The organism is Micromonospora sp. DT233 (assembly GCF_049841815.1).
Classification (GTDB): Bacteria; Actinomycetota; Actinomycetes; order Mycobacteriales; family Micromonosporaceae; genus Micromonospora.
Genome location: NZ_JBNCLB010000001.1, coordinates 804,943 through 827,752, shown reverse-complemented (window position 1 = coordinate 827,752; position 22,810 = coordinate 804,943). Strand labels below are relative to the sequence as shown.

General features: G+C 72.1%; 22 protein-coding genes, 1 tRNA gene and 1 pseudogene. 12 read left to right on the top strand and 12 right to left on the bottom strand.

The window, feature by feature from the left end; translation table 11 throughout:
• Nucleotides 1–193: 193 nt before the first annotated feature.
• Complete coding sequence (locus ACLQ2V_RS03935; RefSeq protein WP_425716923.1) at nucleotides 194–907, bottom strand: nitroreductase family protein; 714 nt, start codon at nucleotides 905–907, stop codon at nucleotides 194–196.
• An 83-nt stretch (nucleotides 908–990) separates the two neighbouring features.
• Nucleotides 991–1,872 (bottom strand): hypothetical protein, encoded by an 882-nt coding sequence (locus ACLQ2V_RS03930; protein ID WP_425716922.1) that lies wholly within the window; start codon nucleotides 1,870–1,872, stop codon nucleotides 991–993.
• 291 nt (nucleotides 1,873–2,163) lie between these two features.
• Between ACLQ2V_RS03930 and ACLQ2V_RS03925 the strand changes: the two genes are divergently transcribed.
• Nucleotides 2,164–3,429, top strand: a complete 1,266-nt coding sequence (locus ACLQ2V_RS03925) for an aspartate kinase (protein ID WP_425716921.1) — start codon at nucleotides 2,164–2,166, stop codon at nucleotides 3,427–3,429.
• A gap of 5 nt (nucleotides 3,430–3,434) precedes the next feature.
• A complete protein-coding gene (locus ACLQ2V_RS03920) occupies nucleotides 3,435–4,502 on the top strand; it encodes an aspartate-semialdehyde dehydrogenase (RefSeq protein ID WP_425716920.1) in 1,068 nt (355 codons plus the stop codon).
• An 11-nt stretch (nucleotides 4,503–4,513) separates the two neighbouring features.
• Here the strand turns inward: ACLQ2V_RS03920 and ACLQ2V_RS03915 are convergent, their stop codons facing one another.
• Nucleotides 4,514–5,890 (bottom strand): diguanylate cyclase, encoded by a 1,377-nt coding sequence (locus ACLQ2V_RS03915; RefSeq protein WP_425717008.1) that lies wholly within the window; start codon nucleotides 5,888–5,890, stop codon nucleotides 4,514–4,516.
• A 198-nt stretch (nucleotides 5,891–6,088) separates the two neighbouring features.
• Between ACLQ2V_RS03915 and ACLQ2V_RS03910 the strand changes: the two genes are divergently transcribed.
• The 3 genes from ACLQ2V_RS03910 (at nucleotide 6,089) to ACLQ2V_RS03900 (ending at nucleotide 7,643) form a co-directional block, all read left to right on the top strand.
• The gene (locus ACLQ2V_RS03910; RefSeq protein ID WP_425716919.1) at nucleotides 6,089–6,721 is read left to right on the top strand and encodes a histone deacetylase; all 633 of its coding nucleotides are present in this window, start codon (nucleotides 6,089–6,091) and stop codon (nucleotides 6,719–6,721) included.
• Nucleotides 6,722–6,809: 88 nt separating this feature from the next.
• Nucleotides 6,810–7,064: a lamin tail domain-containing protein gene (locus tag ACLQ2V_RS03905; protein ID WP_425716918.1), complete on the top strand. Its 255-nt coding sequence runs from the start codon at nucleotides 6,810–6,812 to the stop codon at nucleotides 7,062–7,064.
• A gap of 102 nt (nucleotides 7,065–7,166) precedes the next feature.
• A complete protein-coding gene (locus ACLQ2V_RS03900) occupies nucleotides 7,167–7,643 on the top strand; it encodes a hypothetical protein (RefSeq protein WP_425716917.1) in 477 nt (158 codons plus the stop codon).
• A gap of 20 nt (nucleotides 7,644–7,663) precedes the next feature.
• Here the strand turns inward: ACLQ2V_RS03900 and ACLQ2V_RS03895 are convergent, their stop codons facing one another.
• From ACLQ2V_RS03895 to ACLQ2V_RS03885, 3 genes are read right to left on the bottom strand one after another with little or no spacing between them, the layout of a single operon-like run.
• A complete protein-coding gene (locus tag ACLQ2V_RS03895; protein ID WP_425716916.1) occupies nucleotides 7,664–9,040 on the bottom strand; it encodes a glycoside hydrolase family 43 protein in 1,377 nt (458 codons plus the stop codon).
• Nucleotides 9,041–9,065: 25 nt separating this feature from the next.
• On the bottom strand, nucleotides 9,066–10,586 hold the full coding sequence (locus tag ACLQ2V_RS03890; RefSeq protein ID WP_425716915.1) for a family 43 glycosylhydrolase: 1,521 nt from the start codon (nucleotides 10,584–10,586) through the stop codon (nucleotides 9,066–9,068).
• An 11-nt stretch (nucleotides 10,587–10,597) separates the two neighbouring features.
• Nucleotides 10,598–11,650, bottom strand: coding sequence for an arabinan endo-1,5-alpha-L-arabinosidase (locus ACLQ2V_RS03885; protein ID WP_425716914.1), 1,053 nt, complete (start codon nucleotides 11,648–11,650; stop codon nucleotides 10,598–10,600).
• Nucleotides 11,651–12,194: 544 nt separating this feature from the next.
• Here ACLQ2V_RS03885 and ACLQ2V_RS03880 point away from each other — a divergent pair.
• Together ACLQ2V_RS03880 and ACLQ2V_RS03875 are read left to right on the top strand one after the other, a co-directional pair.
• Nucleotides 12,195–12,542 carry a hypothetical protein gene (locus tag ACLQ2V_RS03880; protein ID WP_425716913.1) on the top strand — a complete coding sequence of 116 codons (348 nt, stop codon included), beginning with the start codon at nucleotides 12,195–12,197 and terminating at the stop codon, nucleotides 12,540–12,542.
• Nucleotides 12,543–12,593: 51 nt separating this feature from the next.
• Nucleotides 12,594–12,809, top strand: a pseudogene (locus ACLQ2V_RS03875) (tyrosine-type recombinase/integrase); the annotation flags it as partial.
• A gap of 57 nt (nucleotides 12,810–12,866) precedes the next feature.
• On the opposite strand, the gene ACLQ2V_RS03870 reads toward ACLQ2V_RS03875, so the two are convergent.
• Both ACLQ2V_RS03870 and ACLQ2V_RS03865 read right to left on the bottom strand, forming a co-directional pair.
• Nucleotides 12,867–12,940 (bottom strand) — tRNA-Pro (locus tag ACLQ2V_RS03870).
• Nucleotides 12,941–13,283: 343 nt separating this feature from the next.
• Nucleotides 13,284–14,177 carry a metallophosphoesterase gene (locus ACLQ2V_RS03865; protein ID WP_425716912.1) on the bottom strand — a complete coding sequence of 298 codons (894 nt, stop codon included), beginning with the start codon at nucleotides 14,175–14,177 and terminating at the stop codon, nucleotides 13,284–13,286.
• 25 nt (nucleotides 14,178–14,202) lie between these two features.
• On the opposite strand from ACLQ2V_RS03865, the gene ACLQ2V_RS03860 reads away from it, so the two are divergent.
• Nucleotides 14,203–14,658 carry a GatB/YqeY domain-containing protein gene (locus ACLQ2V_RS03860; protein ID WP_425716911.1) on the top strand — a complete coding sequence of 152 codons (456 nt, stop codon included), beginning with the start codon at nucleotides 14,203–14,205 and terminating at the stop codon, nucleotides 14,656–14,658.
• Nucleotides 14,659–14,835: 177 nt separating this feature from the next.
• Here ACLQ2V_RS03860 and ACLQ2V_RS03855 read toward each other — a convergent pair whose 3' ends face one another.
• Nucleotides 14,836–17,253, bottom strand: a complete 2,418-nt coding sequence (locus tag ACLQ2V_RS03855; protein WP_425716910.1) for a penicillin-binding protein — start codon at nucleotides 17,251–17,253, stop codon at nucleotides 14,836–14,838.
• 401 nt (nucleotides 17,254–17,654) lie between these two features.
• On the opposite strand from ACLQ2V_RS03855, the gene ACLQ2V_RS03850 reads away from it, so the two are divergent.
• Nucleotides 17,655–17,975, top strand: coding sequence for a WhiB family transcriptional regulator (locus tag ACLQ2V_RS03850; protein ID WP_425716909.1), 321 nt, complete (start codon nucleotides 17,655–17,657; stop codon nucleotides 17,973–17,975).
• Between the two features lie 6 nt (nucleotides 17,976–17,981).
• On the opposite strand, the gene ACLQ2V_RS03845 is transcribed toward ACLQ2V_RS03850, so the two are convergent.
• The 3 genes from ACLQ2V_RS03845 to ACLQ2V_RS03835 form a co-directional block, all read right to left on the bottom strand.
• Nucleotides 17,982–19,133 carry an ArsA family ATPase gene (locus ACLQ2V_RS03845; RefSeq protein WP_425716908.1) on the bottom strand — a complete coding sequence of 384 codons (1,152 nt, stop codon included), beginning with the start codon at nucleotides 19,131–19,133 and terminating at the stop codon, nucleotides 17,982–17,984.
• Nucleotides 19,134–19,186: 53 nt separating this feature from the next.
• Complete coding sequence (locus tag ACLQ2V_RS03840) at nucleotides 19,187–20,164, bottom strand: ArsA-related P-loop ATPase (protein ID WP_425716907.1); 978 nt, start codon at nucleotides 20,162–20,164, stop codon at nucleotides 19,187–19,189.
• Between the two features lie 72 nt (nucleotides 20,165–20,236).
• Nucleotides 20,237–21,166, bottom strand: coding sequence for a hypothetical protein (locus tag ACLQ2V_RS03835; protein WP_425716906.1), 930 nt, complete (start codon nucleotides 21,164–21,166; stop codon nucleotides 20,237–20,239).
• Between the two features lie 352 nt (nucleotides 21,167–21,518).
• Here ACLQ2V_RS03835 and ACLQ2V_RS03830 point away from each other — a divergent pair, with 352 nt between their 5' ends.
• From ACLQ2V_RS03830 to ACLQ2V_RS03820, 3 genes are read left to right on the top strand one after another with little or no spacing between them, the layout of a single operon-like run.
• Nucleotides 21,519–22,010 carry a hypothetical protein gene (locus tag ACLQ2V_RS03830; RefSeq protein ID WP_425716905.1) on the top strand — a complete coding sequence of 164 codons (492 nt, stop codon included), beginning with the start codon at nucleotides 21,519–21,521 and terminating at the stop codon, nucleotides 22,008–22,010.
• A 46-nt stretch (nucleotides 22,011–22,056) separates the two neighbouring features.
• Nucleotides 22,057–22,212 (top strand): hypothetical protein, encoded by a 156-nt coding sequence (locus ACLQ2V_RS03825; protein WP_377343592.1) that lies wholly within the window; start codon nucleotides 22,057–22,059, stop codon nucleotides 22,210–22,212.
• A 5-nt stretch (nucleotides 22,213–22,217) separates the two neighbouring features.
• Nucleotides 22,218–22,679 carry a RidA family protein gene (locus ACLQ2V_RS03820; protein ID WP_425716904.1) on the top strand — a complete coding sequence of 154 codons (462 nt, stop codon included), beginning with the start codon at nucleotides 22,218–22,220 and terminating at the stop codon, nucleotides 22,677–22,679.
• Nucleotides 22,680–22,810: the final 131 nt, after the last annotated feature.

Below are 22,810 nucleotides of genomic sequence, written 5' to 3'. Positions count from 1 at the left end.
GACGGGGTGCCGGCCTGGTCAGGCCCCGTCGCGGCGACCAAGGAGAAGGTGCGCCCGCCACATGACAGAGTGACCCTACGTGATGAGGTGGGGAGGCGGAAGACGGGTCCGGAGTATGGGATCGCCCTCACCCGCCGGACGCCCACCCCGCCTGCCCCGCTTTTGGTAGAGCCTCGTGATCCGCGCGACAGGCCTAACGCAGGAGCAGGTCCGCCAGGGGGCGACGTCGACGGAGGCCGGTCTCGTGGTGGCGCAGTTCCTCCGGCAGGCTGAACGGGTCGCCGAGCCGGCCCACCGCCACCACCACGAGCGGGTGCACCCCGGCGGGCAGTTCCAGGTCGTCGGCGAGCCCGGCGTGGTCGAAGCCGAGGATCTGGCGCACGTAGAGGCCGAGCGCGGTCGCCTGCACGGTGAGGTGGGCCACCGCCTGCCCCAGGTCGTACGCCTCCCGCCCGCCCAGAAGGGAGGAGGCGGCCCCGGCCGACCCGGCGGGCGAAGCGTCCCCGGCGCACGGCGTGCGTCCCGCCAACCCGGCGGGCGAGGCGTCCCCGGCGCACGGCGTGCGTCCCGCCAACCCGGCGGGCGAGGCGTGCCCCGTGGGCGAGGCGGTGCCGGTGGGCGAGGCGGCGGTCCCGGTCGGGTCGGGGCGCACGTGGGCGCCGAGCAGCAGGGCGGCGGCGTGCCGGGCCCAGCGCTGCTCGGTCGCCGGCAGGTTGGCCAGGATCCGCTTCTGCGTCTCGTCGTCCCGGTGCCCGAGGGCGAACCGCCAGGGCTGGCCGTTGCCGACGGAAGGGGCCCAACGGGCCGCCTCCAGCAGCGAGGCAGCCTCGGCGGGGGCCAGTTCGGCGGCCGGGTCGAAGGCCCGAGGGCTCCAGCGGAACGCGAGTAGTGGGGTCAGGTCGGCCATGGGGCAAGCCTCCCGTATGGGACATTTTGCGCCAAACCGAGGGCGGTGGAATGTGGCGCAAAGCACCCGTAACGGACTAGGTGTCAGGGCGTTTCCGGGCCCGCAGGCGAAGGCTGGCCTCCGCCCTGCTCGTTCCCGCCCTGCTCGTTCCCGCCCTGCTCGTTTCCGCCCTGCTCGTTCCCGCCCGGGCGGGCGGAGGCGCTCGGCTCGTCCGCGGCCGGCGCGGCCACCTCGAGCGGCTCGCCCTCGGTCACCGGCCCCGCGAGCGTGACGGTCGCCGGTGCCGGCCCGGCCGCCCCGGCCAGGACGAGGGTGCCGGTCGCCGTCCGCACGGCGGTCGGGGTGCCGTCCGGGGCGTAGCAGTAGATCCCCACGTCCAGCGGGGCGTTGAGCGAGGCCGAGGTCGAGTCGACCGAGTAGCAGGCGCCGGTGGCCCCGGCGGGCGGCCGGGCCGGGGAGACCGCGAGCGGGGCCTGCCGGTCGGTGAGGACCTCCAGCCAGTCGGTGAACGGGTGCTGCACCCGGGGATCCAGCCGGCGCGGCACGACGTCGCCGGGTTCGCCGAGGCGGACGCAGCTCGCCGGCTCGGGGCGGCCGGCCGACGGCAGGGCGCACTGGAAGAGCCCGTCGGCGGTGGTGGCGAAGGACACGTCGGCGGTACCGCCCAGCGCCCCGCCCGGGATGTCGACCCGCCAGGTGTCGTCGTCCGCGCTGGTCACCACGATGGTGCGCGCAGCGTCGCCGTCGGTGAGGGTGTACCGGGCGGTGAAGTGCCGGTCCTGGGCCGCCGCCGCCAGGGCCGCCAACTCGGCGCGGGTGCCGTCGAGGACGGCGGGGGCGGGGTCGGCCGGCGTCGGTGAGATCGTCGCGGCGGGCGGGTCGTCGGCGCAGCCGGCGAGGAGGACCGGCAGGGCGAGCGTGAGGACGCCGGTCAGGCGCCGGGCCACGTGGAGGTGGGCATGCACCGGATCATTCTGCGGTGCGCCGCCCCCCGCCGGGGGCCCGCGACAGCGGGCTCGGCCGGCGTGTCGCGTACCCGGTGGAGGGCCGGCGCAGCGGGCTCGGCCGGGGTGTCGCGTACCCGCTGCGGGGCAGGCGGGACGGCGGCCGGAGCGGGCCGGGCGCGCCGGATGGTGGGATCACCTGATCCGGGCGCGGGTGCCGCCGGATACCCTGATGTGGTCTGACAACGCGCCGCCGGCCGGCTACTCGGCGGCGTCGACACGCTCAGTGATGCCGGGAGGGAGTGCGCCGTCGTGGCACTCGTGGTGCAGAAGTACGGCGGGTCCTCCGTCGCCAACGCCGAGCGGATCAAGCGGGTGGCCGAGCGGATCGTCGCCACCCGCAAGGCCGGCGACGACGTGGTCGTGGTGGTCTCCGCGATGGGTGACACCACCGACGAGCTGCTCGACCTGGCCAACCAGGTCAGCCCGCTGCCGCCGGGCCGGGAGCTGGACATGCTGCTCACCGCCGGTGAGCGGATCTCCATGGCGCTGCTGGCCATGGCCATCCACAACCTGGGGTACGAGGCCCGTTCGTTCACCGGTTCGCAGGCCGGCGTGATCACCACGTCGGTGCACGGCCGGGCGCGGATCACCGACGTCACCCCGGGGCGGCTCAAGGGCGCGCTCGACGAGGGTTCGGTGGTCATCGTGGCCGGCTTCCAGGGCGTCTCGCAGGACACCAAGGACGTCACCACGCTGGGCCGGGGCGGCTCGGACACCACCGCCGTGGCGCTCGCCGCCGCGCTGCACGCCGACGTCTGCGAGATCTACACCGACGTCGACGGCGTCTTCACCGCCGACCCGCGGATCGTGCCCAACGCCCGGCACATCCGCGACATCACGTACGAGGAGATGCTGGAGCTGGCCGCCTGCGGCGCCAAGGTGCTGCACCTGCGCAGCGTGGAGTACGCCCGGCGGGCGGGGTTGCCGATCCACGTCCGTTCGTCATACTCGACCAACACCGGCACGATGGTCACCGGATCGATGGAGGACCTTGCTGTGGAACAGGCATTGATCACCGGGGTCGCCCACGACCGCAGCGAGGCGAAGATCACCATCGTCGGGGTGCCCGACGAGCCGGGCGCCGCGGCGCGGATCTTCGACACCGTCGCCGGCGCCGAGATCAACATCGACATGATCGTGCAGAACGTCTCCACCGAGGGCACCGGCCGCACGGACATCTCGTTCACCCTGCCGAAGGCCGACGGCCCGACGGCGATGGCCGCGCTCAACAAGATCCAGGAGCCGGTCAAGTTCAAGGGCCTGCTCTACGACGACCACGTCGGCAAGGTCTCGCTGATCGGCGCGGGCATGCGCTCGCACCCGGGCGTGGCGGCCGGCTTCTTCGCCGCCCTCGGCGCCGCCGGCGTCAACATCGAAATGATCTCCACCTCGGAGATCCGGGTCTCCGTGGTCTGCCGGGACACCGACCTCGACAAGGCGGTCCGGGCCATCCACGACGCCTTCGAGCTGGGCGGCGACTCCGAAGCCGTCGTGTACGCGGGCACCGGGCGGTAGCGGCCGTGCCGGCGGCGCTGCCCACCCTGGCCGTGGTCGGGGCGACCGGTGCCGTCGGCACCGTGATGTGCGAACTGCTCTCGTCCCGGCGCAACGTCTGGGGCGAGATCCGGCTGCTGGCCTCCGCCCGGTCGGCGGGGCGGCGGGTGCGCTGCCGGGGCGAGGAGGTGACCGTCGGCGAGCTCACGCCCGAGGCCTTCGACGGCGTCGACGTGGCGATGTTCGACGTGCCGGACGAGGTATCCGCGCAGTGGGCGCCGATCGCCGTCGACCGGGGCGCGGTGGTGGTGGACAACTCCGCGGCGTTCCGGATGGAGCGGGACGTCCCGCTGGTCGTCCCCGAGATCAACCCGGAGCAGACGCGCCACCGGCCCCGGGGGATCGTCGCCAACGCCAACTGCACCACCCTCGCCATGATCGTGGCCGTCGCCCCGCTGCACCGCGAGTACGGCCTGCGCGAGCTGGTGCTCGCCTCGTACCAGGCGGCCTCCGGGGCGGGCCGGGCCGGCGTGGACGCGCTGCACCTGCAACTCGGCAAGGTCGCCGGGGACCGGGCGCTCGGCTCCCGACCGGGCGACGTGCGGCAGGCCGTCGGCGACGAGCTGGGGCCGTTCCCCGCCCCGCTGGCGCTCAACGTGGTGCCGTGGGCCGGCTCGCTGGCCGACGACGGGTGGTCGTCGGAGGAGATGAAGCTGCGCAACGAGTCGCGCAAGATCCTCGGGCTGCCCGACCTGAAGGTCTCCGCGACCTGCGTACGGGTGCCGGTGGTGACCGGCCACTCGGTCGCCGTGCACGCCGTCTTCGCCACCGAGGTGGACGCCGAGGGCGCCCGCGAGGTGCTGCGCAACGCCCCGGGCGTGATCCTGGTCGACGACCCGGCCACCGGGGAGTTCCCGATGCCGATCGACGCCGTCGGCACCGACCCCGCCTGGGTCGGCCGGATCCGCCGCGCCGTCGACGACCCGCGCGCCCTGGACCTCTTCGTCACCGGCGACAACCTGCGCAAGGGTGCCGCCCTGAACACCGCCCAGATCGCCGAGCTGGTGGCCAAGGAGCTGACCCGGCGCTCCTGAGGCGGGGTGGGTCAGGCGGGGGCCAGGCGGACCGTGTCGCGGCCCTGGCTCTTCGACACGTAGAGGGCCTGGTCGGCGCGGCGCAGCGTCTGCTCGGGCGACTCGCCGGTGCGGGGCAGGGCGACGCCGACGCTGATGGTGCGGCCGGTCTCCCGGGCCGCCTCGGTCAGCCGTTCGGCGATCCGGACCGCCTCCTCGGGGCGGTGCACCTCGATCACCGCCACGAACTCGTCCCCGCCGACCCGGTACAGCTCGTCGCCCTGGCGCAGCGCCCCCTCCAACGCGCGGGCCAGCTTGATCAGCAGCAGGTCGCCGGCCTGGTGGCCGTACGTGTCGTTGACGATCTTGAAGCCGTCCACGTCGATCGCCAGCAGGGCGGTGCGCCCCGGCGTGGCGCGGGCGATCCGCTGCCCGAACGGCCCCGTGTGCCGCAGCCCGGTCAGCGGGTCGGAGCTGGCCTGCTCGCGCAGCCGCTCCAGGGTGCGCAGCCGGTCCAGGCAGGTCCAGAGCTGCCCGCCGAGCAGCTCCATCAGGTTGACCGTGGTCGGGTCGGGGCGCAGCAGCCGCTCGTCGGCGACCAGCAGCACCCCGCCGCCGTCGGGCGGGCCGACCGGCACCGCCACCAGGGTGCGTACCCCGGCGTCGACGAGCGGGCCGTACTCCTCGGTGGGCGGGTGTCCCGGCTCGCCCAGGGTGTAGCCGGCGCCGTACCGGTGGGCTCGGGTGATCATGCGGTGCAGCGCCGGAGCGCCGGCCTCGGTCAGCTCCGCCAGGAGGCGGGACTCCAGCTCGCCGGGGGTGTCGGCCGGGACGTGCGGCCGGGGCCCCGACCCGTCGGCCAGCACCAGCACGGCGGCGCTGAGGGTGGAGACCTCCCGGGCGGCGCAGATCGCCGCGGTCGTCAGGTCCCCCTCGGTCGCGGCGGCGGTCAGCGCGGCGGCGTGGCGCAGCAGCGTCTCGCTGCGGCTCTCGGCCGGCGGGCCGCCGAGGGCGGTGATCCGGGCGCCGAGCCGGCCGGCGACCCGCTCGGCGGTCTCCCGCCACGGCCCCAGCTCGACCGGGCCGCTCCACTGCAAATCGAGGACCCCGATCGGCCGGTGGGCGGGATCGAGCACCGGCACGCTGATCTCGGCGACCACGTCGGGGCGGACCGGGAGGTAGTCGGGGTCGGCGGCGACGTCGGGGACGGTCGCGGACTCGCCGGAGGCGTACACCCGGCCGACGACGCCGGCCTTCGGCGGGACCGCCGAGAAGACCTGCCAGGCGCCGGTGGCCGCGACGCAGCGGAGCCGGTCCTGCACGGGGAGCAGGACGGCGATGGTGGCCGGCGCGTAGCGGGCCAGCGTGCTGACGGTCCACTGGCACGCCTCGTCGACGGTCGACGCCATGGCCAGGCGGGCCGTGACGTCCCGGAGGACCCGGTGGTGATCTAGGCGCACGTCGTTCCAGACTGAGGGAGGGGGATCCGTCGGATCAAGCGTACTCACCCAGGTCAGGAGCGTCTTGGCAAGATCAAGTTCGTCGTACACATGTGCTATCCACAGGGTGTGGACGCAGCCTGTGGATGACGGTGGGACCTGACCGGCGTGGCCGACCTGCTCTGGTACGTCGCGTACGGCTCCAACATGTTCGCCGCCCGGCTGGCCTGGTACCTGGGCGGGGGCCGGCCGCCGGGCGGGCTGCGGACGTACCCCGGCTGCCGGGACTGCCGGCCCCCGCGCCGCTCGGCGGCGGTGCTGGTGCCCGGCGGCATCTACTTCGCCGGCGAGTCCCGCGCCTGGACCGGCGGGATGGCCTTCTACGACCCCGAGCTGCCCGGCCGGGCGGCGGCCCGAGCCTGGCTGCTCACCGTCGAGCAGTTCGCCGACCTCGCCGCGCAGGAGATGTACCGCGAGCCCGGCAGCGGCCTCGACCTGATCCGGGTCGCCGCCGCCGAGGGGCGGGCCACCCTCGGGCCGGGCCGGTACGAGACGCTGGTGCGCACCGGCGTCCGCGACGGCGTGCCGATGCTGACCTTCACCGCGCCCTGGCGGGCGGCGGACGTCGAGTGGGCCGCGCCCGCGCCGGTCTACCTCGCGATGCTCGCCGGTGGCCTGCGCGAGGCGCACGGCTGGGATGCGCCCCGGATCGCCGGCTACCTGGCGGGCCGGCCCGGGGTCGCCGACCGGTGGACCCCCGCCGCCGTCGAGTCGTTGGTCGCCGAGGCGCTCGACAGTTGACGGTCCCGCGCCGTTCGGTCGTGATCGGTCATCCTCACGGTCGGTAGTTGCCGGCGGGGGCGTTTCATGGTCAAGAACGGTCGGGCGGATGGCTAACCTGAAGTCGTGGACGGTGCGGGACAAGGCGCGCCACGTCTACACCTTCGGCGACTTCCGGCTCGCCGCCGGCAAGAGCGTCTACCTGCACACCGGCAAGGGGACCAACACCTCGACCGACCGCTACTGGGGGTCCGGGGCGTACATCTGGAACAACGACGGTGACACCGCGTATCTGCGCAACTCCGCCGGCACGCAGATCGACACCTGCTCCTGGAAGAGCAGCGGCAGCTACACCTCCTGCTGAGCACGGAAGACGTACCCATCCCGGTCGGGCGACGGGCGGCTCTCATGAGGGGGGAGCCGTCCCTCGTCCGCCGCCGGAGACGGGTCTGCCATCCTGGTCAGGATGACCACGACGAGCTGGCGACACCTGCCCGCACCGGCCCGGGAGATCGCCGTGGCGGCCACCGACGCCGTCGCCGCAGCCCAGGCCCGCGACCCGCAGGCGTACGACGACGCGGCCGACCGGCTCACCGGCGCGGACCGCTCCGGCCTGGTGCTCGGCACCGTGGTCCGGCTGCTGCTGGAGCAGACCCACCCGGACGGGCTGGACGGCGACGACGTCCGGCAGGTGCTGGAGAACTGCGTCCGGGGCGCGGCGGGCTGGCGCACCGACGTCGACCCGCACGTGGTGCTGGTGCTGCTGGCCGGCGCGCTCGGCGTCTACGACCCGGACGACGACCCCACCCCGCCCGACCCGGCCGCGCTGGCCCGGCACGCGCCGCTGCTCCTGGCCGACCTGCTGGCCGCCACCGACCGGCCGCTCGCCGACTGGCTGACCGCCGCGTTCGCCGAGATCCGGCGTACCGAGCTGAACGACTGAGCCGCGTCTTCGGTGGGCGGTCAGTAGCCGATCCGGAAGGTCGCGTCCTGCCGGTCGGTGGTCGGCGAGCCGCTGCCGATCACGTCGATGCGCAGCACGTTGTTGGCATGCCGCAGGAACCGGGTCGGGTAGTTGTAGGAGCGCAACGACGTCCAGGCCGAGTCGGCGAGGCCGGCCTGCTGGTAGAAGGTGGCGTCGGCGGCGAACGTGGCGCTGCCGTCATTGGCGGCGAGGACCATTTCGTAGGCGAAGTGCCGCAGGTAGCGGTCGGGGTAGTTCACCGACCGCAGCGACACGCCGGCCGGGTCGGCGAGGCCCGGCACGAGCGTCCAGAGCTGGTCCTGGTACGGCTCGAACGGGTACTCGTCGATGCGTCCGACGTTGTCGGCGTGGCGCACGTAGCGGCCGGGGAAGTTGTAGGACTTGAGCCGCCGCCAGGCCGGGGTGCCCCACGTGCTGGTCAGCCCGGAGAGCTCGGCGGCGGTCAGCGGGGTGATGCCGCAGTGCTTCGAGTTCAGTGGCTGGGTGTAGGCGCGGTCGTTGAGCAGCGTCCACGAGCCGCTGGCCAGGTCGGTGCTCTGCCAGCAGAAGAAACGGCCGTTCGGGCTCCAGGTGTCGCCCCACATCTGCCAGACGTTCGCGGTGTTGGACTTCACCAGGTGCGGGGCCTCGACGCCCCGGCCGGGGCTCAGCGACCCGGTGTAGGTGGTGAAGCTGCCCGGGTTCAGCGTGCTCGACCGCGCGCCCACCAGCGTGCTGTCGCGCTTGTAGTACATGTAGTTGACGCCGCCGACGCTGGCGAAACTGCCGTCGATGACGTCGTAGCCGGGGTCGAAGAGGACCTGCGGCGCGGAGGCGGTGACGAAGTCGCTGGTGTAGTTGACCATCAGCACGTTGCGGTTGGCGGGCACCGCCGAGTACACGACGGCGTACTGCCCCCGGGCGGCGTCCCAGTACGCCTCGGGCGCCCAGGCGTGGGTGGCCAGCGAGTGCACCTTGAGCCGCCGGTAGTTGGTGAACGTGCGCAGGTTCGCCGAGTCCCAGACGTGCAGGTACTGGCTCTGGTACGCCCAGTCGGTGCCGTACAGGTCGGTGGCCAGCACGACGAAGGTGCCGTCCTGCTTGCGCAGCAGGAACGGGTCGCGCAGGCCCTTGCTGCCGGCGGTCGGCGTGGCCACGGGGTTGTTCTGGTTCAGCGGGGTCCAGTTCAGCCCGTCGGTGCTGACCGCCAGGTGCAGGCCGTAGCGGGCGGCGGACATGTCCGGTGACTCGGTGAAGTACGCCATGGCGTACCCGGAGTAGGTGGCGGCGCTCGCCGCGCCGGGCCGTAGCAGCGCCCCGGCGGGGCCGAGCAGGGCGGCTCCGCCGACGGCGGAGAGCAACGTACGACGTTTCATGGTCACCTCAGGGGATACGGGGCAGTCACTCGCCCGACGGCGCGGTAAGGGTGACGCCGAGGCGTGCCGGAGTGCCGAAGTTCGGGGTGCCGTCGGCGTTCCAGGTGAACTTCTGGGCGCGGGTGGAGCGGCCCATGTCGCAGCCGCCGCCGGCCGAGTCGTTGGCGTGGTAGACGATCCAGTCCTCGGTGCCGTCCGGGCTCTTGAAGAAGCCGTTGTGGCCGGGGGCGAAGACCCCGTTGGCGTCGCTGCGCTGGAAGACCGGGTTGGGGCTCTTGGTCCAGTGCGCCGGGTTCATCGGGTCGTTGCCGGTGAGGGTGAGCAGGCCCAGCTTGTAGTCCGGCCCCCAGCAGGCGGAGGCCGAGTAGACGACCATCACCCGGCCGTTGCGGTAGAGCGGCTCGGGCCCCTCGTTGACCGCGCCGGTCTGCCGTTCCCAGCTCAGCGTGGGGGAGCTGAGCCGGGCCCGGGAGCCCGACAGGGTCCACGGGTTGGTCAGCCGTTGGATGAAGTTGCTCTGCCCGGCGCCGTCGCCGCCGTAGGTCCCCATCAGGTACAGGGCGCTGCCCACCTTCAGCACGCTGGCGTCAAGCTGCCAGTCGCTGCCCAGGTCGGCCTTGAAGGTGTACGGGCCCATCGGGTCGGTCCCGGCGGACTCCAACACGTGCAGGCGCTGGGTGGGGTTGTAGTCGGTGACGTTGCGCCCGGCGACGTAGTACAGGTACCAGCGCCGCCCGTTCGGCCCGTCGAGCAGGTGGAACTCCGGGGCCCACATGTTGCAGCAGCCGCCTGCCCGCCCGGCCAGGTCGAAGACCATCTGGTCGACGGCGGACGCCAGCCCGGCCAGGGTGACCGAGCGTCGCATGGTGATCGTGGAGTTCCACGTCGTCGTCGCCAGGTGGTAGAACCCGTTGTGGTACTGCAGCCACGGGTCCGGGCCGTTGCGCTTGACCGGGTTGGTGAACGTCCGCGCCGTGCCGAGCGAGACGAGCTGCCACTGCTGGTTGGCGCCGTCGAGGTCCTGGTACTGCGACACCTTGGCCCCGTCGGCCGTGGACCATTCCCACACGTCGAGCGCCTTGCCGCTGTTGCGGTTGATCAGCCGGACCTGACCGCCGGCCGAGTCGGCGAGGCGGAACTGCTGGCGGGCGTCGTTGCGGTCGGCGTACTGCACGAGCTGGACGCCGTCGGCGGTGCTGGGCAGGTCGAGGACCTTGCCGCTGTGCAGGGACTGCAACCGGTACCAACCGCCGCCGGAGTCCAGGAAGCGCCACTGCTGCCAGGTGCCGTCGTTGCGGGTGTACTGGTTGATCGCGGCCCCGTCGCCGGTGGCCAGGTCGTAGACGTCGAGGGCCTTGCCGCTGTTGCGGTTGACCAGGACGTACGGAGCACCGGCCTGCACGGTGGCGGCGGGCTCGATGGCGGCGTCGGGCCGCACGGTGGCGGCGGACGCCTCCGGGGCCGCGATGATGCCGAGGGTGCCGACCAGCGCGAGCACGGCCAGCAGGGCTGTCGGGGTACGCATCGTCGTTGTCCTGGTACGCATCGTCGGCTCCGTCAGTAGACGAACGGCCAGCCGGCCGTGTCGTATCCGAGCAGGTTGACGCCGAGCAACGCGGTGCCGTTGTCGGCGTAGTAGTGGTAGAAGAGCGCGTCGGCGTCGGTGTCGGCCAGCACGGCCTGGTGGCCGGGGCCGTGGATGCCGCCGTGCCCGGCCAGCACCTGGGTGCCGCCGCCGGAGGTCATCGGCGTGCCGTTGCGGTCGACGTACGGCCCGGTGACCGAGGTGGAGCGCCCCACCATGACCCGGTAGGTGCTGGCCGCGCCCTGGCAGCACCGGTCGAACGAGACCCACAGGTAGTAGTGGCTGCCGCGCTTGACGATGACCGGCGCCTCGATCGCGCCGCCGCCGCGCCCGGCGATGCCGCGCAGGGTGGTGTCGGCGCGCTTGCCCGTGCTCGGGTTCAGGGCGATCAGCTTGATGCCGGACCAGAACGAGCCGAAGCTCAGCCACCACCGGCCGTCGGAGTCGACGAAGAGGTTCGGGTCGATGGCGTTGAAGTTGTCGGCGCTGCGGGACTCGATGACCAGGCCCTGGTTGGTCCAGGTGCCGGCCTCGCCGGTGGTACTGGTGGCCAGGAAGATCGCCGACCGGTTCGAGCCGAAGCTGGACGCCGAGTAGTACATCCAGTAGCGGCCGTTGTGGTAGCTCAGGTCGGGTGCCCACAGGTTGTGGCTGCCGGCGGTGTAGGTGGTCGTCCAGGGCGCGCCGCCGGGAAACGCCGCACCGGCGGAGCGGAACGCGGTCCGGTCCGGGGAGGTCTTCAGCGCGATGTTGTCGCCGGTGTGGGCGACCAGGTAACCGCCGCCCGGCCGCCGTACGACGGTCGGGTCGTGCGTCTGGGTGTCCCCGGTGACGCGGCCGGGGTTTGGGTACGCGGCGGGCGGGACGGTGGGGGTCGCGGCGGTGTGCGGCGCGGCGGGCGTGCTGGACGCGGAGGAGGGCTGGACGGCCACGGCCGCCCCGGCGGCCGCGACGACGGCGCAGAGGCCGAGCAGGACGGCTCGGCGGGCGACGGAGCTGCGTACGGGTGGCGGGGACGGGATCATGGCAGTCCTTTGGGGCTCTGCGCGGAGCGGCTCGGTGGTGGTGGGGCACCGCGACGGACGAAGGAGCAGCGTGTCGATATATATCGATGTGTTCGCTCGCACTAACGGAGCATCAAGAGGGTTGCCAGAGCCACGCATCCCCAGCCAGTGGCGGTGTTCGTGGCAGGGGTGGAGCCGGCCGCCGCGGCACAGGTTCAGGGTCCCATCCGCGGCTCCCTTCGGCGGCACTGAGAAACCGCAGTCGATCAATGAGTCGGCACGGGGACTCTTGATGCCTCTGAGGTTTTGCGAGACAATTCGCGGGCGTAAGAAGCCGCATGGCACTCGATTCGCGGCAGCTGCCCGGGGTCGTCGATGTCGGCAGGTGCAGCATTAGTCGCATTAAGGACGAGTTGAGGCGAATCATGACCAATGATCGACTCGGCGGACGTCCGGAGCGAAGAGCATTTTCGGGATGCCTGCCGACTGAAGGGCAAGCTCGCCAGGCTGAGCGAGAAGTTGATCGGCTGAAAGAGCGTATCGATAGTATTGGGAGGTTGAATCGATGAGACCCTACCAAAACTACACCCGTGCAGAGATCGCCAGAGAGCTGGAAAAGATCAGAAGAGAGCGAGAATTTATTATCTCGGCAAGTGGCAAGCTCGAAGCGGAGATGAAAGAAGACGAGCAGAGCCTCGTGACCGTGGAGAAGAATTTCTGGGGAGGAAGCAAGACCGTCAAACGCGAGAAGACGGCGCACGAAAAGGCCAAGGAAATCGCGAACCTGGGTAAGCAACTTGAACTTGCGCGAACGCGTAACAAGCTAGCGAAAACCGTGCAGGATCTGAATTTCGAGCTACACGTCAGGAATTCGCCCGAACTTGTTAGAGAGTTTGGTCCTGGTCGAGACTAAGGAGGTTGCCGCCACAGCAGGGCTGACCGCCGCCCACTGGACGCCCAAAGAGCTCACTGGACGCCCCGAGAGCTACGGCACGGCTTCGCCTCGGTGCTGTCCAGCAGCGGCGTGAGTCCGGAGGACATCGCCGACCTGTGCGGGCACTGCGGCACCACCGTCACGGAGAAGGTCTACCGGCACCAACTGCGGCCCGTGCTACTCGGCGGCGCGGTCGCCATGGATCGCATCTTCGCGCTGCCCCCGGAAGGGCAGTCGACCAGTTAATCACCCAGGAAGCACTTGAGGGCACATCCGCTGATCGGATGTGCCCTCAGACCTCTGTCGGGGTGGCCGGATTCGAACCGACGACCTCTTCGTCCCGAACGAAGCGCGCTACCAAGCTGCGCCACACCCCGAGGCGTGCGGACAAATACTAGCCCACCCCGCCCGGTGGTCAAACTCGGTACCCCCTCCGCCGGCCGCCACCCCGCCGGGCCTCGGCCGACCTCGGGCCGATGACGTGAACGACTCAGCTCCAAAGGACGCGGACCGGCACCACCACACCCGCCGCAGGCCGCGCCGGCAACCTCTCCACGCCGGGCGCACACCTCACCCGACCGTCCAGCCTCACGCCACCTGAGGCAGCCCCGAGCCGCCCCGCCCCGAGCCGCCCCGCCGGTGATCATCAAGTTAGCGGCAGGAAACGCCGAAGCGGATGGCGATAACTTCATGATCACCAGGGGGCGGGGGCGCAGTCCGTCAGCGGGGGATCAGGGTGAGGACGCTTGCCTCCGGGCGGCAGGCGAAGCGGATCGGCGCGGTCGGGTGGGTGCCCAGGCCGGCGGAGACGTGCAGCCACGAGTCGGAGCCGGGCCAGCGGTGCAGGCCCTTCGCCATCGACCGGGGCAGCCCGCAGTTGGTCACCAGCGCCCCGACGCCGGGCACGCAGACCTGGCCGCCGTGGGTGTGGCCGGCCAGCAGCAGGCCGAAGCCGTCAGCGGCCATCGCGTCGAGCACGGCCGGCTCGGGGGAGTGGGTCACGGCGATCGACAGGTCGGCCGAGGGGGAGACCGGGCCGGCGACGGCGGGGTAGTCGTCCCGTTCGATGTGCGGGTCGTCGACCCCGACCAGCTCGATCAGCCGCCCGCCGGCCTTGAGCGTCGTCCGGGCGTTGTTGAGGTCCGCCCAGCCGGCGCCGGTGAGGATGCCGCGCAGCTCCTCGTACGGCAGCTCGACGCCCTCGGTGTACTCCCGGTCGGGCAGGAGGTAGCCGAGCGGGTTCTTCAGCACCGGGCCGGTGTAGTCGTTCGAGCCGAAGACGAAGGCGCCGGGGAGGTCCAGCAGCGGCTGGAGGGCGCGCAGCACGCCGGGCACCGCGCCCGGGTCGGCCATGTTGTCCCCGGTGACCACGACCAGGTCCGGGTCGAGCGCCGCGAGCGACGCCACCCACTCCTGCTTGCGCCGCTGGTCGGGCATCATGTGCAGGTCCGACAGGTGCAGCACGCGCAGCGGCTCGGTGTCGGCGGGGAGCACCGGCACGTCGAACCGGCGCAGGGTGAACATGTTGCGCTCGATGAGCGACGCGTACGCCAGGGTGGCCGCTCCGGCGGCGACGGTGCCCAGGGCGAGTCGGAATAGTGTGCGCTTTCCCATGCCGATCAGGGTAGTTTCACCGTTCATGAGCACGCTGAAGGACCGCCTCACTGCCGACATGCGCGCCGCCCTCAAGGCCCGCGACGAGCTGACCACCTCCACCCTGCGCATGGCGCTGGCCGCCGTCGGCACGGCGGAGGTCGCCGGCAAGGCCAAGCGCGAGCTCACCGACGACGAGGTGCTCGGGGTGCTGACCAAGGAGGCGAAGAAGCGGCGCGAGGCCGCCACCGCCTTCGGTGACGCGGGCCGCGCCGAGCAGGCCGCGAAGGAGACCGCCGAGGGCGAGGTGCTGGAGCGCTACCTGCCCAAGCAGCTCACCGACGAGGAGCTGGCCGAGCAGGTCGCGGGGGCACTGGCCGCCGGTGGGTTCAGCGGCAAGGCCCAGATGGGCCAGGCCATGAAGGCGGCCCAGGCCGCGGTGGCCGGCCGGGCCGAGGGCGGCCGGGTGGCCGCCGAGGTGCGCCGGCAGCTCGGCCTCTGAGCGCCCAGGGACAAACCCCGGGGGTACGCGGCGCGGCCTGAGCGCCCCCACGGGCCGGCGGCACACACCGGGGCGCACGGCACACGGCCTGAGCGCCCCGCAGATGCGAAACGGGCGGGCACCCCTTGTCGGGGGTGCCCGCCCGTCGCGTCGTCACGCCGAGCCGCGTACGGCCGGTCAGCCGGGGCGGCCCGGCCCGCCGCCGGTGCCGTCGTCGACGGGCGGGGCGACCGGCTTGCTGCTTCCGCTGCTCACCTCGATCGTCACCACGCCCTCCTTGATGGTGCGGCCGGTCGGGCTGGTCCCGGCGGCCCTACCGGCGGGGCAGGTCGACGGCACCTTCGTGATGGAGACCACCGGCTCGAAGCCGGCGTCCTTGAGCCGCTTCTTCGCCGTCTCCAGGTCCTGACACTTCACGTCGGGGATGGAGCGCTGCTCACCTTCGAGGATCTTGCCGCTGGGCGGGGTGAACTCGATGCCCTTCTTGCCCTTCATGGCGTCGCGCAGCGTCTCGTACACCGGCGGGTTGATGCCCGTGGGGACGTTGTGGCCCATCTTCTGGTTGGTCTGCGGCCAGTCCGGGTCGGCCTGGATGCCGGCGACCGCGTACTGCTTGGTCATCACCACCAGGGAGGAGGTCTTCTCCGAGTCGGTGGTGCCGGACTTGCCGGCGACCGGCTTGCCGACGACGCCGCGCACGTTGCGGGCGGTCGCGCCGGCGCACTTGGAGGTCGCCGAGCGGTCGCCGACCGGGCAGCGGGCCGCGTCCACGGCCGCGCGGGCCACCTCGGTGCTGATCCGCTGCTCACAGCGGGGCTTGGCGATGTCGAGGCTCTTGCCGTCCGGGCCGACGATCTTCTGCACCGGGGTCGGGTCGCAGTACTTGCCGTCGGCCGCGAGGGTCGCGTACGAGTTGGCCAGGTCCAGCGGCGTGGTGGCCGAGACGCCCAGGGTGAACGCGCCCCACTGGTGCGCGGCCTCCTTGTTGTTGGCGAACTTCGCGTCCTCGTCCGAGCGGAACTGGATGCCCAGCTTCTGCGCGGCCTTGACCACGTTCTCGGACCCGACCCGCTGCTGGAGCGGGACGAAGTAGGTGTTGACCGAGCTGCCGAAGGCGCTCCACATGTTGTGATTGCCGGCCATCGACTCGGTCGAGTTGGTCGGGCAGTAGAAGTGCGTCCCCTTGCAGGCCGCGGGGCTGCTGCTGTCGATGATGTATTCCGACTTGAACTGCTTCGGCGAGTTGATCGAGTGCCTGAGCGACAGCCCGCTCTCCAGAGCGGCGACGATCGTGAAGATCTTGAACGTCGAGCCGGCCTGGTACCCCTTGATGTCACCACCGCCGGTGAGCAGCGGGATCACCGTGTTGGGGTAGTTGCCCCGGATGCCCTTCTTGGCCTTCTTCGGGTCGCTGCTGATCTTGTTCTGCGGCTTCTTCGGGTCGTCGATCTTGAAGTTCCGGTTCACCGACAGCGCCCGTACCCGGCCGGTGCCCGGCTCGATCACCGCGACCATCCGGGCCGCCTTGCTGTTGACCCCGAGACCCTTGCGCACCGCCTTGTCGCCGGCGGCCTGCGCCTGCGCGTCGAGGGTGGTGGTCACGGTGTAGCCGCCGCTCTTGAGCCGCCGCTCCCGGTCGTACGAGGTCGAGCCGAAGGCCTCCTGCTGCATCCACCAGCGGTAGAAGTAGTCGCAGAAGAAGCCCCACTCCTTCTTGTTGGTGGCCACGCAGCCGTTGGGGGTCTTCTTGTCCTTGACCACCATCTTGGTGGCCTTGGCCGCCTCGCCCTCCGCCTTGGTGATGGCGCCGATGTCGACCATGTTGCCGATGACGTAGTCGCGCCGGCCCAGGGCCAGCGGGTAGCCGGCCTTGGTGGTCGGGTCGTTGGTGGTGGGGGCCTTCACCATGCCGGCGAGCATGGCCGCTTCCTCGATCTTGAGCTTGCTCGGCGGCTTGCCGAAGTAGACCTGGCTGGCGGCGTAGATGCCGTACGCGCCGTTGCCGAAGGAGGCGATGTTCAGGTAGCGCGTCAGGATCTCGTCCTTGGAGAAGTCCTTGTCGACCTGGAGCGCGTAGCGCATCTCGCGCAGCTTGCGGGCGCTGGTGTCCTCCGTGGCGGCGACCACGTCGGCCGGGTGGTCCGCCGAGTAGGCGATGGCCAGCCGGACGTACTGCATGGTCAGGGTCGACGCGCCCTGCTGGGAGCTGGCGTTCGACTGGTTGTTGACGAACGCGCGGGCGACGCCGTTGATGTCGACGCCGTTGTGCTTGTAGAAGTCGTGGTCCTCGGCGGCGATGATCGCCTTGCGCATGTGCGGCGAGATGTCGTCGAACTTCACGTCGCGCCGGTTCTCGTCGTACATGGTCGCCAGGGGGGTCTTGCCGTCGGACGCCAGCAGGTAGCTGATCTGCGGCGCGCGGGCCATCGTCAGCTCCTTGGGCAGGGCTCCGAAGGTCTCCGCGCCCGCCTTCACGGCCAGCCCGGACATCGCCACCGCGGGGAAGGCCGCCGCCGCGACCACCACGCCGGCCAACAGGCCACAGATGGTTAGCGATGCGGCGTTGGTCAGCACGTTGTGGTCACGTTTCCGCATCCAGTTCACCTCGACAGGGTACGCGAGTAGGGAACGAGGGGCGCTGGGGCGTCTTTCTCCCATTTCCTGCGTGCGCCGACCTCGTTGTGCTAAACGCACGAACCCTGGTGGGAGGTTGCGTGGATCCGCCGACGAGTCTCCACCGATCGGACGAGCGGCGCGGCGTTTTCACGTACTCCGGCCGGGTAGACGGGGGCCGAAGGCCCGGTAAGCCGGGAGTGTCCGTAATGATGGATTTAGCCGACAACGTTGCGTAATCGGGTGACTACACAGCATGATGGTGGCGGCGACAGAGCCACACGTCGTTCGTGCCGCCCTGGGGAGGGCGGGCGGACGACCGGGGGGGATTCCACGGCTGGTCGCGCGACGTCGGTAGGCACTGCAAGGGGGGACGAGTACACATGGGCATGATCACTGACTGGCCGTCGCTGGCGGCGTGTCAGAACGGGGACCCGGACGCTTTGTTCGTACAGGGCGCTGAACAGAACGTGGCGAAGCGGATCTGCCGGAGCTGCCCAGTTCGGTACGAGTGCCTGGCCGATGCGCTCGACAACCGGATTGAGTTCGGGGTGTGGGGCGGCATGACCGAGCGGGAACGCCGGGCACTGCTGCGCCGGCACCCCCAGGTGGCGAGCTGGCGGAAGATGTTCGAGGCGGCCATGAGGAAGAACGCGAAGGACAAGTCCGGCAAGGACAAGATCCTCGTCACGACCTCCGGCTGACGCCGGTCACGACCGGCTGATCGCCGCGCCGATCGTCCGCAGCCCGTCGACGTCGTGCACGTCGGCGGGCTGCGCCGCGACCGACACCGCCGGCACCTGCGGGAACGCCTCGGTGAACCGGGCCGCCACCTGCTGCTCGCGCAGCGCCTGCTGGGCCAGTGCGGCATGCGCCCGCAGCACGTCCTCCGTGCCGGAGTGCCCGCCGACGGCGGCCAGCCGCTCGGCGGCGGCCAGGGCGGTCGCCGGGTCCAGCGAGTCGACCGCCGGCCGGTGCACCCGGTTGAGCACCAGCCCGGCCAGCGGCATCCGCTCGTCGCGCAGCCGCCCGGCGAAGTACGCCGCCTCCCGGACCGCGTCCGGCTCGGGGACCGCGACCAGCAGGAACGCCGTCTCCCGGGCCTGCAAGATCCGGTACGTCTGCTCGGCCCGCTGCCGGAAGCCGCCGAACATCGAGTCCAGCGCCGCCACGAAGCCGGAGAGGTCGGTGAGCAGTTGGGCGCCGAGCACCTTCTGCACCACCTTGGAGAACATGCCGAAGCTCGCGGTGACGAAGCTGAACATGCTCCGCCCCCCGGTGCGCGCCGGCGCCAGCAGCAGCCGCAGCATCCGCCCGTCGAGGAAGCGGGACAGCCGGGCGGGGGCGTCGAGGAAGTCCAGCGCCGACCGCGACGGCGGGGTGTCGACCACGATCAGGTCCCACTCGCCCCGGGCGTGCAGCTGGCCGAGCTTCTCCATCGCCATGTATTCCTGCGTGCCGGCGAAGGTGGAGCTCATGGCCTGGTAGAACGGGTTGGCGAAGATCTCCGCGGCCTTGGCGGGGTCGGTGTGCTGCAGGACCACGTCGTCGAAGGTCCGCTTCATGTCCAGCATCATGGCGTGCAGCTCGCCGCCGCCGGCCTCGACGTCGATCCCCTTGACCTGGCGGGGGGTGTTGTCCAGCTCGGTCAGGCCGAGCGACTGGGCCAGCCGGCGGGCCGGGTCGATGGTGAGCACCACCGTACGCCGGCCGTGCCGCTCGGCGGCCCGCAGCGCGAGCGCGGCGGCGGTGGTCGTCTTGCCCACCCCGCCAGCCCCGCAGCACACCACGATCCGTACGCCGGGGTCGGCGAGGATCTGGTCGAGGTCCAGCTGCGGCGCCGGGTCGTCGGAAGGCACCAATCGAGCGTATCGGGCTTCCGGGAGTGTCCGCGCCGTGCCGGCCGGAGTGTGAGTCAATCGGCCCGCACGAGCGCCCGGGTCAGCGTCTCCAGACCCGCCCGGTCCACCCCGCCGGGCAGCAGCGGCAACTCCGTCATCGGCAGCCCCAACTCGACCAGCTCGGCCCGCAGCGTGTCCTCCAACTCGCGGCGGATGCGCTGGTCGCGCGCCTCACCGGCGAGCCCGGCGACGGTCTCCCGGTCGGCCGGCAACCCGGCGGCGGCCAGCCCGCGCCGCAACTCCGCGGCGCTCACCGGTGCACCGGTGGGCAGCGGCGGCCGGGCCGAGTTGACGATCACCCGACCCACCGGGAAGCCCAGCCGGGTCAGCTCGTCGATCGCGTCCACGGTCTCCTGGACCGGCATCTCCTCCAGCAGCGTGACCACGTGCACCGCGGTGATCGGGGAGCGCAGCAGCGCCGCCACCCCGTCGCTCTGGGTCTTGATCGGGCCGACCTTGGCCAGCCGGGCCGTCTCCGCCGTCACGTTGAGGAACCGGCCGATCCGCCCGGTCGGCGGCGCGTCCAGCACCACCGCGTCGTACGCCCGGCGCTGGCCGGAGGTGCGGGTGGTGGCCTCCTTGACCTTGCCGGTGAGCAGCACGTCTCGCAGGCCGGGGGCGATGGTGGTGGCGAAGTCGATCGCGCCGAGCTTGCGCAGCGCCCGGCCGGCCGCGCCGAGCTTGTAGAACATGTCGAGGTACTCCAGCAGGGCCTCCTCGGCGTCGACCGCCAGGGCCCGCACCTCCCCGCCGCCCGGTGCGTCGGCCAGGTGCCGTTCGGCGTAGGGCAGCGGGTCGGTGCCGAAGAGCTGGGCGATGCCCTGCCGCCCCTCGACCTCGACCAGCAGGGTGCGCCGGCCCCCGGCGGCCAGCCCCAGCGCCAGCGCCGCCGCCACGCTGGTCTTGCCGGTGCCACCCTTGCCGGTCACCACGTGGAGGCGGGCCGGCCACTCGGTGCCGGCCGGGCCCGCCGGTCGCTCAGCTGCTCGCACCCGTCGAGCCTATCCACCCGGCGGAGGTGACGACGGCGGCCGGCGGTGACCTCCCGCCGGCCGCCGTCGGCGTCAACCGATCTCGCAGACCCACCAACCGGTCTTCTTCACCACGGTGAAGCGCAGTTCCTGCTCGGCGACCTTCTCGTCGGAGGTGGTCATGGTCACCTTGGCGGTGACGTCGGCCCGGTCCTCGGTCTGCTCGCCCACCTTCGGGGCGGACCAGGAGAACCGGGGGTTGCCGTGCTGTTTCGCGTACTGCCGCACCTCTTCGACCCGCGCGGCGATCTTCTTGTCGTCGCGGGAGGCGGAGCAGACGTAGCTGGCCGCCTTCTTGGCGTCCTGCTCCCGGTAGACGGCGGTGAGGAAGCCGTCGACGGCCTCGGCGGGCTGCTTGGTGCCCTCGCCGCTCTCGACGTTGCGCAGGGCGAAGAACGCGGCGGTGGCACCGCCGCCGCAGAGCAGCAGCGCCAGGACGGCCACGATCGAGACGATCAGCACCCAGCGCCGCTTCTTCTTCGGCGCGACCGGGCCGGGGTGCGGCGGGTAGCCCGGCGTGCCGTACGGCGGCTGGCCGGGCGTGCCGTACGGCGGCTGGCCGGGCGGGGCCGGATAGGGCTGGCCGGGGCCGGCGCCCGCCGCGCCGCCGTACGGACCGGCGGCGACACCGGGCGGACCGGAGGCGGGCGCACCGGGAGGTGCCCAGGCCGGACCGCCGGGGCCCGAGGGGGACGCTCCGGGCGGGCCGGAGGCGGGCGTTCCGGGCGGTGCCCACGACGGGCCACCGGCCGGGCCCGAGGCGGGCGCACCGGGCGGGCCCGAGGCGGGCGCACCGGGCGGGCCCGAGGCGGGCGCACCGGGGGGTGCCCACGACGGGCCGCCGGGCGAGGTGGGGCCGCTCGGCGGGGCCGGGGGCGGGCCGGCGGGCGAACTCGGGGCGGGGCCGCCGGAGGTCGGATCGCTGGGCGATCCGGTGGGGCCACCGTCGGGCGGTTGGGTCATGTCGATCCCCCGGGGGTGCGGCCCCGTCGTCCGGGCGGACGCGAGGGGCTGGTCGTCGAGCGAAGGCGGACGGGGCGTGCGTGTCGTCCGACGGGAAGGGTAGCGGTGAACCGCCCCGCCGGGGGCCTCCCGGGGCGCGGGACGCGAACGCGCATCATCAAACGCCGATGAACGCCATCCGAAAACGGACGGCCATCTGTCGCATATGCGACTTTTGTTGGTCGGGCGCGCGCGTCCCGTTGTCCCGGTAGGACATCGGTCCTACCTTCGTCCCGGCACGGGGGGCCGGATCGGCGGAAGGTGTGAGCCGGTCGGTGACGACTAGATCAGGCGCGAGGCCCGGAGGCAGTGCATGCGCGATACCGACAAGATCTCCCGAGCCCAGTTCCCGCCTCCCACCGGGGGGGTCCGGCGGCTCGGGTCCGCCCCGGCCGGCGGTGAGGAGGGGCCGGTCACCGGCCTGCCGTTCAACGAGCGGTCCTACCGGCGGCTCACCGACCCGGGGGAGATGCTGCGCACCCTGAGCCGGCCGCTCGGGCACCCCCGCGACGAGGACGAGACCGGGTACGTCATCCACCTGCCGATCCGGGTGTCGGACCTGGCGGCGGCGACCGCGTTGGCCGGGACGGTGGCGATCTCGCTGGGCTTCCTGCCGGAGCTGGACGCCGGGGAGACGACCGTCTCCACCGCCGACGACCAGAACAACCGGCACCGGGTCTTCTGCGACCTGCTGCTGCCGGACCGGTCCCGCTGCCCGCAGCGCTACGAGCACGAGGGGCCCTGCGGCGAGCCGCCGGCCGCCCCGGAGCAGCGTCCCGCGCCGGGTGGCGGCCTCGGATCGTAGGCTGTGTGCGGACATCCGTCGTCGCCATCAAGGGAGCCCCGCACCGATGCAGAAGTGGGAATACTCGACCGTCCCGTTGCTGGTCCACGCGACCAAGCAGATCCTCGACAACTGGGGCGAGGACGGTTGGGAACTCGTCTCCGTGGTCCCCGGCCCCAACCCGGACCAGCTCGTGGCGTACCTCAAGCGCCCGAAGGCCTGAGCGCGGTGAGCAACGGACCGCACGCCAAGCTCGCCGAGCTCGGGCTGGAGCTGCCCGAGGTGGTGCCGCCGGTGGCCAGCTACGTGCCGGCCGTCCAGTCCGGGCAGCACGTCTTCGTCTCCGGGCAGCTTCCGGTGGCGCAGGGCAAGCTGCTGGCCACCGGGAAGGTCGGTGCCGGGGTCTCCGCCGAGCAGGCGAAGGACCTGGCCGAGCGGTGCGCCCTGAACGCCCTCGCGGCGGTGGACGCCCTGGTCGGCCTGGAGAACGTCGTCAAGATCGTCAAGGTGACCGGCTTCGTCGCCAGCGCCGCCGGCTTCACCGGCCAGCCGGGCGTGATCAACGGCGCGTCCGACCTGCTGGGCGCGGTCTTCGGCGAGGCCGGCCGGCACGCCCGCTCGGCGGTGGGGGTGGCTGAGCTGCCCCTGGACGCCCCGGTCGAGGTCGAGCTGATCGTCGAGGTCGCCTGACCGTCCCCGCCCACCCGGACCCCACCGGCGATCTTGCGCCCGGTGCCCCCGACGACCTCGGCCTTCCGCCGAGATCCGTGCCCCCACGAAAGCCGTGAACGGGCACATACGAGGGGCCCCGAGTGCAAGAT

Excerpts from the sequence above, each read along its gene's own strand:
- ACLQ2V_RS03935 (WP_425716923.1), bottom strand. The coding sequence starts at position 907 with ATGGCCGACCTGACCCCACTACTCGCGTTCCGCTGGAGCCCTCGGGCC.
- ACLQ2V_RS03915 (WP_425717008.1), bottom strand. The coding sequence starts at position 5,890 with ATGGCGTCGACCGTCGACGAGGCGTGCCAGTGGACCGTCAGCACGCTG.
- ACLQ2V_RS03905 (WP_425716918.1), top strand. The coding sequence starts at position 6,810 with ATGGCTAACCTGAAGTCGTGGACGGTGCGGGACAAGGCGCGCCACGTC.
- ACLQ2V_RS03900 (WP_425716917.1), top strand. The coding sequence starts at position 7,167 with ATGACCACGACGAGCTGGCGACACCTGCCCGCACCGGCCCGGGAGATC.
- ACLQ2V_RS03895 (WP_425716916.1), bottom strand. The coding sequence starts at position 9,040 with ATGAAACGTCGTACGTTGCTCTCCGCCGTCGGCGGAGCCGCCCTGCTC.
- ACLQ2V_RS03890 (WP_425716915.1), bottom strand. The coding sequence starts at position 10,586 with ATGCGTACCAGGACAACGACGATGCGTACCCCGACAGCCCTGCTGGCC.
- ACLQ2V_RS03885 (WP_425716914.1), bottom strand. The coding sequence starts at position 11,650 with ATGATCCCGTCCCCGCCACCCGTACGCAGCTCCGTCGCCCGCCGAGCC.
- ACLQ2V_RS03880 (WP_425716913.1), top strand. The coding sequence starts at position 12,195 with ATGAGACCCTACCAAAACTACACCCGTGCAGAGATCGCCAGAGAGCTG.
- ACLQ2V_RS03865 (WP_425716912.1), bottom strand. The coding sequence starts at position 14,177 with ATGGGAAAGCGCACACTATTCCGACTCGCCCTGGGCACCGTCGCCGCC.
- ACLQ2V_RS03860 (WP_425716911.1), top strand. The coding sequence starts at position 14,203 with ATGAGCACGCTGAAGGACCGCCTCACTGCCGACATGCGCGCCGCCCTC.
- ACLQ2V_RS03855 (WP_425716910.1), bottom strand. The coding sequence starts at position 17,253 with ATGCGGAAACGTGACCACAACGTGCTGACCAACGCCGCATCGCTAACC.
- ACLQ2V_RS03850 (WP_425716909.1), top strand. The coding sequence starts at position 17,655 with ATGGGCATGATCACTGACTGGCCGTCGCTGGCGGCGTGTCAGAACGGG.
- ACLQ2V_RS03835 (WP_425716906.1), bottom strand. The coding sequence starts at position 21,166 with ATGACCCAACCGCCCGACGGTGGCCCCACCGGATCGCCCAGCGATCCG.
- ACLQ2V_RS03830 (WP_425716905.1), top strand. The coding sequence starts at position 21,519 with ATGCGCGATACCGACAAGATCTCCCGAGCCCAGTTCCCGCCTCCCACC.
- ACLQ2V_RS03825 (WP_377343592.1), top strand. The coding sequence starts at position 22,057 with ATGCAGAAGTGGGAATACTCGACCGTCCCGTTGCTGGTCCACGCGACC.